At 66.8% G+C, this 7,300-nt stretch carries 7 protein-coding genes and 1 pseudogene; 4 read left to right on the plus strand and 4 right to left on the minus strand.

Features of this window, described 5'->3' with window-relative positions; genetic code table 11:
- Positions 1–109 precede the first annotated feature (109 nt).
- Positions 110–514 (minus strand): cupin domain-containing protein, encoded by a 405-nt coding sequence (locus AB0I11_RS34035; protein ID WP_357330011.1) that lies wholly within the window; start codon positions 512–514, stop codon positions 110–112.
- Positions 515–1,019: 505 nt separating this feature from the next.
- Here AB0I11_RS34035 and AB0I11_RS34040 point away from each other — a divergent pair.
- Positions 1,020–1,844: an alpha/beta hydrolase gene (locus tag AB0I11_RS34040; RefSeq protein WP_357330013.1), complete on the plus strand. Its 825-nt coding sequence runs from the start codon at positions 1,020–1,022 to the stop codon at positions 1,842–1,844.
- 337 nt (positions 1,845–2,181) lie between these two features.
- Here AB0I11_RS34040 and AB0I11_RS34045 read toward each other — a convergent pair whose 3' ends face one another.
- Both AB0I11_RS34045 and AB0I11_RS34050 read right to left on the minus strand, forming a co-directional pair.
- Positions 2,182–3,348, minus strand: a complete 1,167-nt coding sequence (locus AB0I11_RS34045; RefSeq protein ID WP_357330023.1) for an IS30 family transposase — start codon at positions 3,346–3,348, stop codon at positions 2,182–2,184.
- 240 nt (positions 3,349–3,588) lie between these two features.
- Positions 3,589–4,278, minus strand: a complete 690-nt coding sequence (locus AB0I11_RS34050; RefSeq protein ID WP_357330015.1) for a TetR/AcrR family transcriptional regulator C-terminal domain-containing protein — start codon at positions 4,276–4,278, stop codon at positions 3,589–3,591.
- A 169-nt stretch (positions 4,279–4,447) separates the two neighbouring features.
- Between AB0I11_RS34050 and AB0I11_RS34055 the strand changes: the two genes are divergently transcribed.
- Positions 4,448–4,876 carry a hypothetical protein gene (locus tag AB0I11_RS34055; protein ID WP_357330017.1) on the plus strand — a complete coding sequence of 143 codons (429 nt, stop codon included), beginning with the start codon at positions 4,448–4,450 and terminating at the stop codon, positions 4,874–4,876.
- A gap of 59 nt (positions 4,877–4,935) precedes the next feature.
- A complete protein-coding gene (locus AB0I11_RS34060; RefSeq protein WP_357330019.1) occupies positions 4,936–5,445 on the plus strand; it encodes a flavodoxin/nitric oxide synthase in 510 nt (169 codons plus the stop codon).
- Positions 5,446–5,658: 213 nt separating this feature from the next.
- Here AB0I11_RS34060 and AB0I11_RS34065 read toward each other — a convergent pair.
- Positions 5,659–6,791, minus strand: a protein-coding gene (locus tag AB0I11_RS34065; RefSeq protein ID WP_357330021.1) for an IS3 family transposase whose coding sequence is annotated in 2 segments (ribosomal slippage) — positions 5,659–6,527 and positions 6,527–6,791 — 1,134 coding nt in all. Because the reading frame shifts where the segments join, the coding sequence is not laid out codon by codon here.
- A gap of 285 nt (positions 6,792–7,076) precedes the next feature.
- On the opposite strand from AB0I11_RS34065, the pseudogene AB0I11_RS34070 reads away from it, so the two are divergent.
- Positions 7,077–7,196: pseudogene (locus AB0I11_RS34070) on the plus strand (IS630 family transposase); the annotation flags it as partial.
- Positions 7,197–7,300: the final 104 nt, after the last annotated feature.

A 7,300-nucleotide genomic window follows, 5' to 3' on the forward strand; every position in this document is an offset into this window, starting at 1 on the left:
AGGGATTTTCGCAGTTTCCACCAGACTGCAACGCCTTGACCTGCACCTTCACACCGCGACGCCGACTATATCGACGCTGAGCTGCGGAACACAGGCGACGCGTCGGTGCTCAAGGCGTACGGCGAGCAGGAATGAGTACCTGGCAGCTCCCGCCGGGCAGTCCGGTGAACGAACCGCCCCGGTGACGGGCTGATCGCCCTTGGAAGGTGCCCCCGAAGCCTGTCAGCTCAGGGGTTAAGTGCGTGCCCGATCGTTGCGTCCACGTGGTCCGGGATCTCGTCGTGGCGATCGCCGACTGTCGGTGTTCCGGCGGGCTCGAACATAAGGATGGCTGCACCGGACGGAGCGACGGCTTGTGCTCCGTGCCCCGGGGGACGGTGAAGACCGCACCCTGTGCGAGCAGGACCGTGCGTTCCCCGGCGGGCTCGCGCAAGGAGATGTGCAGCTCTCCGTCGAGCACCAGGAAAAATTCGTCGGTGTCGTCGTGGACGCTGATGCGTCGCAAGACTGGCATCACTCCATCGGAGTACAAGCGCCGGTTCGGGCGGGGTCATGAGGTTGATTGCGGCCAGTTGGATCATGGCGGCTGAGCGGTGGGGGTGGGTTTCGTAGTCGCGGGCCAGGCGGCGATGGTGCATGAGCCAGCCGAGGGTGCGTTCGATGACCCAATGACGGGGTTGGACGTGGAATCCGCGGGTGGTGGGGTCGCGTTGGACGACTTCGAGATTGATGCCGAGGTGGGCGGCGCACGGCTTTGGTCTTGTAGCCGTAATCGGCCCAGGCTTTGGTGACGGTGGAGCCGTTCCTGGAGGACTGCCCGCTGGCCGGTGACCGAGTGATCAGCGGGACCTACCCGGCCGCCGAGAAGACCGTCGCCCCACCGCCGGTCCGGCCCCTCGCGTGCCCATCGCGCGGTCAGCACACCGACCGCACGCACGGTAGCCGTATCGCCCAGATCCCCACCCTTGGTGCTAGCGTCCCCTACGCCCGGGTCGAGGATCATTGCAAGAGGCAGGCGCATGCCCAGCGTTGAGCTCACCGCAGGAACCGTCGAGTACGAGGACACCGGAGGGGACGGCCCGGTCGTCGTCCTCATGCACGGGCTCGGGATGGACGGCTCGTTCTACCGGAACGTCGTCCCGGCGCTGCGGTACCGCTGCCGGGTCATCGTGCCCGTACTGCCGCTGGGCGCCCACCGCACGCCCATGCGCCGGGACGCCGACCTTACGCCGCGCGGCATCGGGCGGCTGCAGGTGGAGTTCCTGGACGCCCTGGACCTGCGGGAGGTCACCCTCGTCGGCAACGACTCGGGGCTGTTCCTGTTCGCAGCCGCGCTGCGGCCCGAGCGCATCGCGCGGCTCGTGGTCTCGTCATGCGAGCTGTTCGAGAACTTTCCGCCCGGCCTGCCGGGGAGGTCGATCTCCCTCGCGGCCAAGGTGCCCGGAGGCCTGTGGCTCGTGGCGCAGGGGCTGCGGCTGCGCTTCGTGCGGCGGCAGCCGACCGCGCTCGGCCTGATGAGCATCCGGCCGATTCCGGACGAGATCACCGATCGCTGGTTCGAGGGATTGGTGACCCGAAGCGAGATCCGCCGCGATCTGGCCATGTATCTGCGCTCGACGCGCCGCGGCGACATGATGGCGGCCGCAGAGGGGCTGCGCGGCTTCGCCCGGCCGGTGCTCGTGCTGTGGGCCAAGGAGGACCGCGTCATGCCACCCGCGCACGGGCGGCGTCTGGTGGAGCTGCTGCCGGACGCGCGGCTGGTGGAGATCGAGGACAGCCGCACCTTCATCCCGGAGGACCAGCCGGTCGCGTTCGCCCGTGCCGTCAATGCCTTCATCGGCTGAGCCGGGCGTGCCGCGTCAGGGCATGCGAAAGACCTACGAGGTGGGACTTCGTTCGCCAGCACAGTCCGGGTCAGGTGCTAGGTGGAGTGACCGCGAGCAGTGATGACACTTCGGGGTCTTGGAGGATGGCGAAGACACCTCGGGTGTGGTGGAGGTGTCGAGTCTTCACCGCGCGGAGGTCTTCGTGTCCTACCGTAATGCCCGGCTAACCGTTCACGGCAGGCGTTACTGGTTGCCCGGATCCTATCCGGCTGTCAACGACGGCTAAAAACGGACCCCCTGGCGACGCGTGGGTTCCAGGGTGAATTCCAGCGATCGTCGCAACGCTGTCTCACGATCAGGATGCCAGAGCGGAGTGGAAGACCTCGTGTGGTGTGCGCCAGCCGAGGATCTTGCGAGGCCGGTGGTTGAGGCGGTCCTCGACCATTCGCAGCATGTCTGGCCCGTGCACGGCCAGGCTGCTGCCCTTCGGGAAGTACTGCCGTAGGAGCCCGTTGGTGCTTTCGTTGGTGCCACGCAGCCACGGACTGGCCGGCCGGGCAAAGTAGATTCCGTCACGGAAGTGTTCGGCCAACTGCTTGTGGTGTGCCATCTCGGAGCCCTGGTCCCAGGTCAGCGTCAGCCCCGCCTCTGGAAGCTGCTCCAGAACGTTGACGAGCGCAGCCCGGAGTTGGTCGGCGCGGTGACCATCCGGCAAGTGCACCAGCCGCAGGTATCGGCTGGTCCGGTCGACGAGGGTTCCGATGGCGCTTTGGCTCATCCGTCCCACGATCAGGTCGCCTTCCCAGTCCCCGATGCGAACGCGGGCGTTGACGATGGCAGGCCGCTGATCGATCAGCAGTGCCGGAACGATGAATCGGCACTGCCGTTGGCCGGTGCGGCGGCGCCGGCGCCGTAGCGGGCGACCGGTGCGAAGTCGTCGGCTTAGCTGTCGGCTCAAGCCACCGCGGCCGCCGTGGTAGAGGGCCTGGTAGATCGTCTCGTGGCAGATGTGCCAGTCGTCGCGGTCGGGAAAGGCGCGACGCAGATACTGGGCGATCTGCTTTGGGCTCCAGTCCAGCTCAAGCTTGCCCTGTACCACGTCACGTAGCTCGGAATCGAGGTTGAGCTTGCCCCGCCGCGGGCGTCTGGTGCGCTGTCGAGCTCTCGCGTGCGCCAGGTCCCCGTCGTATGCTTTGTCGTGGTGGCGGATGTTGCGGCGAAGCTCCCGACTGACCGTGGCTGGCGATCGATCAATCCGGCGAGCGATCTCCCGCACGCCCAGGCCCTGACCGCGAAGGGTGGCGATGCGCTGCCGTTCCAACAGCGACAGGTAGCGGTTCGACCTGGCCGCCTCGGCGATCCGTACCGGCGGGATACCGCCATTCTCCGCCCGCCACCGATAGCCGGTCTTCCGGGTAATCCCGACCATCCGGCACGCCTGCACCGTCCCGACCCCGGACAACAGCAGCTGCCAGTACCGAGCCTCGACATCCAACTGCCGCTTGCGCCCACGCCGTCCCATCAACACATCCAAATGATCTAGGAGGTGTTGCAACAACTACTGGAACCCACGCGCCGCCAGAGGGTCAGTCTTCACGCGTCGCCGACACCGGCCGTCCTGTCGCGCACGCGGCGGCCGAGATGGGCGCCTGCAGGGCATCATGCGCCGACCGTTTCGGGCGGAGCCCGAAACTGTACGGCAGCATGTCGGCCTCGAAGACCGGCGGGCAAGGATTCCGCGAAGGCGGGGCGCGACCGTTCCTCAGGATGCGGTGCCTCGTTGGCGTTCGCTCTCGTGTGGGACGGATCGGGCGGTGTCGAACCCCGACAGCAGGGCTTCGAGGGTGAAATCGAATCGGGACATCGTGCCGTGCTTTTGGTCGGCGCGGGCGGCCTGAGAGAGCAGTGGGTAGGCGTCCTGGTCGACGGCGGACAGGCTTGCCGCCCGACCCGGCCCATCCTGACCGGCCCGTGCGGCTCCTACCTGAATGGCGGCATGTCCCAGGACGAATTCCGTCAGGGAGTACACGACGTCCAGAGCCCGCCGCGGTTCGAATCCCGCCGCGCACAGTGTTTCAAGCGCAGCCTCCATGGTCCGCAGGTTCTGCGGGGTCACGGCGGGCTGGGACATGAACAGGGGAACCACGTTCGGATGTGCGGAGAGTGCCGCCAAGAGCGAATGGGCGTAGTCGCGCAGCTCCTCCCGCCATGAGGAATTCCCGAATGACGGCGGGTTTGCTTCCGAGGCGACGTGCTCGACCATCCCATCGAGGAGCGCGTTCTTGTTCGGGACGTGGTGGTACAGGGTCATGGCCTCCACGCCTAGCTCGGCGCCGAGCCGGCGCATAGACAACGCCGCGAGGCCCTCCCGATCGGCCAGACGCAGCGCGGCCTGGAGGATGGCCTGTCGGGTGATCCCGGCCCGTTGCCCACGAGTTCGGCTGGCTGGCATGTGTCCCCTTCCCGTGACGAATCTTACATCGTAAGTATAGTCTAGCAGCAGTAATCTTACTTCATAAGAATGCTGGGTACGTCCGCTATCGGACCTCGACAAAGGAGCAACCGTGTCATCCCACAGAACCAGGCGAACCCGACCGCCGGTCCCGCGACCGTCCTCCGTCATGTATGCCGGGCTGGCCCTGACCGTGGCAGCCATGCTGCTCCCATTCATCGACATGTTCACCGTCGACAGCCTGACCGACCATGTACGCGAGACCTACCCCGACTGGTCTGCCGACCTGGTTTCCGGCGACCGGAACGCAATCGTGATCTACCTGTGCGCCGTCGGTCTGCTCGGCATCGCCGGCTGGATCTGGGCGATCCGGACCGTCGCGAAGCACAAGCCCGCCGCACGTGTGGTCACCACCGTCCTGTTCGCCCTGGGCGCGGGCGTCGCCCTGTTCGACCTGACCTTCTACGGAGACAAGTACGATCGGGTCCTTCCTGCCATGTATGGCATCGTCGGGCTGCTTCCCTCCCTGGCCGGACTGGTCACCGTCTGCCTGGTGTGGCTTAGGCCTCCGTCGGACGTTGCTGCATCAGGGAGATGACAGGGCTCGAACGGGCCCAAAAACACCTGCACAAGGCATTGACAGGAGAAGTGCCACCCATGACTGTTCTGATCGTCGCCGAGTCCTACTTCGGCAATACCCGTACTGTCGCCCAGACCATCGCTTCCGGCTTGGCCCGGTCCCTCGGCGCCGGCGCCGTCACCGTCGTCCGGCCGGGCGAGGCACCTCACGAACTCGGTACCGACATCGACCTGCTACTGGTCGGTGCCCCCACGCACGACTACTCGATGCCAAAGGCGCAGACACGCATTCAGGCCGCCAAGAAGGGGGCAACTGTCAAGGACGGCATCGGCATTCAGGAGTGGATCGGGCGGGTGACCCCACGCGCGGACCTGCGCGTGGTGACCTTCGACACTTCACTCGAGATGCGGTTCGCGCTGGGTTCTGCATCCAAGGCCGCATACAAGGCGCTGAAAAAGCGGGGCTTCCAAAAGGCCGAACGCGGGGAGAGCTTCCGCGTCGCCGGGACCGCCGGCCCTCTGGTCAGCGACGAGGAGTCGCGAGCAGAGGCATGGGGCGTCCAACTGGCAGCCTCGCTGTGCACGTGACCACCCGTGCGGGCCGCCTGATCGACCGAGTCACCATCGACGTCCGCGGCATCCACCCGTCCTACATGAACAGGCGGCATACCGGCAGTTGCTGTTGAAGGCAGCCACTCGTACGCCAGCGCGAGCACTACGACGAATAAGCGCTGGGATCGGGGTGCCGTTGGGCCCCCGCAGGGCTGGCGACTGACTGGGCCCCGGTTGGTGGTCCACCGGCTATGAGAGCGTTGGTTGCCGGTTGGTGATCCACTGCTGCCGGTAGGCGTCGGGGGTGAGCCAGTCCAGCGAGCCGTGGGGTCTGTAGGTGTTGTACTCGATGCGCCAGTCCTCGGCCAGTACCTGGACCTCGAGGAGGGCGTCGAACTGCTCGCAGGTGAGGAACTCGTCGCGGAAACGGCCGTTGAACGACTCGCAGATCCCGTTCTGCCATGGGGATGCGGGGTCGATGTAGGCGGGGTCGACGCCGGTGTAGCGGCACCAGTCGGTCAGGGCGTGGGCGGTCAGCTCGGGGCCGTTGTCCATGCGGATGTGCTCCGGCCGCCGACCCAGCCGCGCGCTGACCTCGTCGAGGACGGCGACCGTGGCGTCCGCAGTGAAGGAACGGGCTGCGCGGGTGGCCAGGGCTTGGCGCGTGTACTCGTCGACGATGTTGAGGAACCGTACTTGCCTGCCGTTGGCGGTGACGTCGACCTGGAAGTCCAACGCCCACATCTGATCCGGCCGCGTCGCGCGCATCCGCTGGTGACGACCTGGTCCGGCCCGCCGCTTCTTACGCACTCTGGGCGGGCGTTTCAGGCCCTCGTCGAGCCACAGCCGGCGGGTGCGTTTCCGGTTGACCACCAAGCCCTCCCGGGCGGCGATCGCGTGGGCTTTGCGCCACCCCCACCGCGGATACTGCGCGGAGATCTGCCGCAGCCGAGCCCGAAGCACCTCATCAGCGTCACGAGGAGCCGGCGCCGGCCGGCGTTGGGCCGACCGGTGCTGCCTGACCAGCCGGCACGCACGTCGTTGGGATACTCCGAAGCGCTGCTGCAGCACCGTCACGGCGCGGCGGCGGCGCTCCGGGCTCACCAGTTTCCCCGGTTCAGCTCCTTGAGCATGTCGATGTCCAACAGCTGATCGGCGACGATCTTCTTCAGCCGGGCGTTCTCCCGCTCCAGGTCCTTGAGCCGTTTGGCATCATCGGCTTTCATCCCGCTGTACTGCGCCACCCACCGGTGCCAGGTCGCCTCGGAAATCTCCAGCTGCTTGCACACCTCGGGCAGGGCACCGCCCTGGCCGATCAGCTTCTCGCCCTCGCGCAGCTTGCGGATGATCTGCTCCGGCGTGTGCCGCCGTCGAGTACCCATCGTGATGATTCCTCCCAGCCCCATCATGGGGCATCGGGCTCTCACAACAGGTGGACCACTTCACCGGGCCCCAGTCGTTGACGTTGACGAGCCGCGCCGGGCCGATCCCGCACCGCGACCGCAGGCCGGCCACGAACGCCAGGACGTTCGGTCGCCCGACGATCGGGCGAAGGGCGGCGCGCACCGCGCCGCCCCCGTCGTTCCAGGCGGTCACGTCCTCTGAGAGGATCGCCGTGAGTTCTGCCAGGTCACCACTTTCTGACGCGCGAAGGAACGCCGTGAGAAGCGGAGCAGGACGCGGCGATCGGCGACTACATCCGATGGCGCAACCAACGGGCCCAACCTAAGACCGGATTCGCCACCGGCTCCAAGATCCGACACCCGGGCTACCCGTTCAAGGCTGCATGGCGAGGCTCTAATCCGAAAATGACCGTGTCCAGACGCGCGGCAGCATCCCGGCGTAGCGCAGCGGAGCCGGGATGGGGTTGGCGCTGTGTGGTTATGCGGCG

Origin of the sequence: Micromonospora sp. NPDC050495, from assembly GCF_040655175.1 — a bacterium.
Lineage (GTDB): Bacteria > Actinomycetota > Actinomycetes > Mycobacteriales > Micromonosporaceae > Micromonospora.

Bases quoted from the DNA above. Each gene is read 5' to 3' on its own strand.
- AB0I11_RS34035 (WP_357330011.1), bottom strand. From the start codon at position 514: ATGCCAGTCTTGCGACGCATCAGCGTCCACGACGACACCGACGAATTT.
- AB0I11_RS34040 (WP_357330013.1), top strand. From the start codon at position 1,020: ATGCCCAGCGTTGAGCTCACCGCAGGAACCGTCGAGTACGAGGACACC.
- AB0I11_RS34045 (WP_357330023.1), bottom strand. From the start codon at position 3,348: ATGGGACGGCGTGGGCGCAAGCGGCAGTTGGATGTCGAGGCTCGGTAC.
- AB0I11_RS34050 (WP_357330015.1), bottom strand. From the start codon at position 4,278: ATGCCAGCCAGCCGAACTCGTGGGCAACGGGCCGGGATCACCCGACAG.
- AB0I11_RS34055 (WP_357330017.1), top strand. From the start codon at position 4,448: ATGTATGCCGGGCTGGCCCTGACCGTGGCAGCCATGCTGCTCCCATTC.
- AB0I11_RS34060 (WP_357330019.1), top strand. From the start codon at position 4,936: ATGACTGTTCTGATCGTCGCCGAGTCCTACTTCGGCAATACCCGTACT.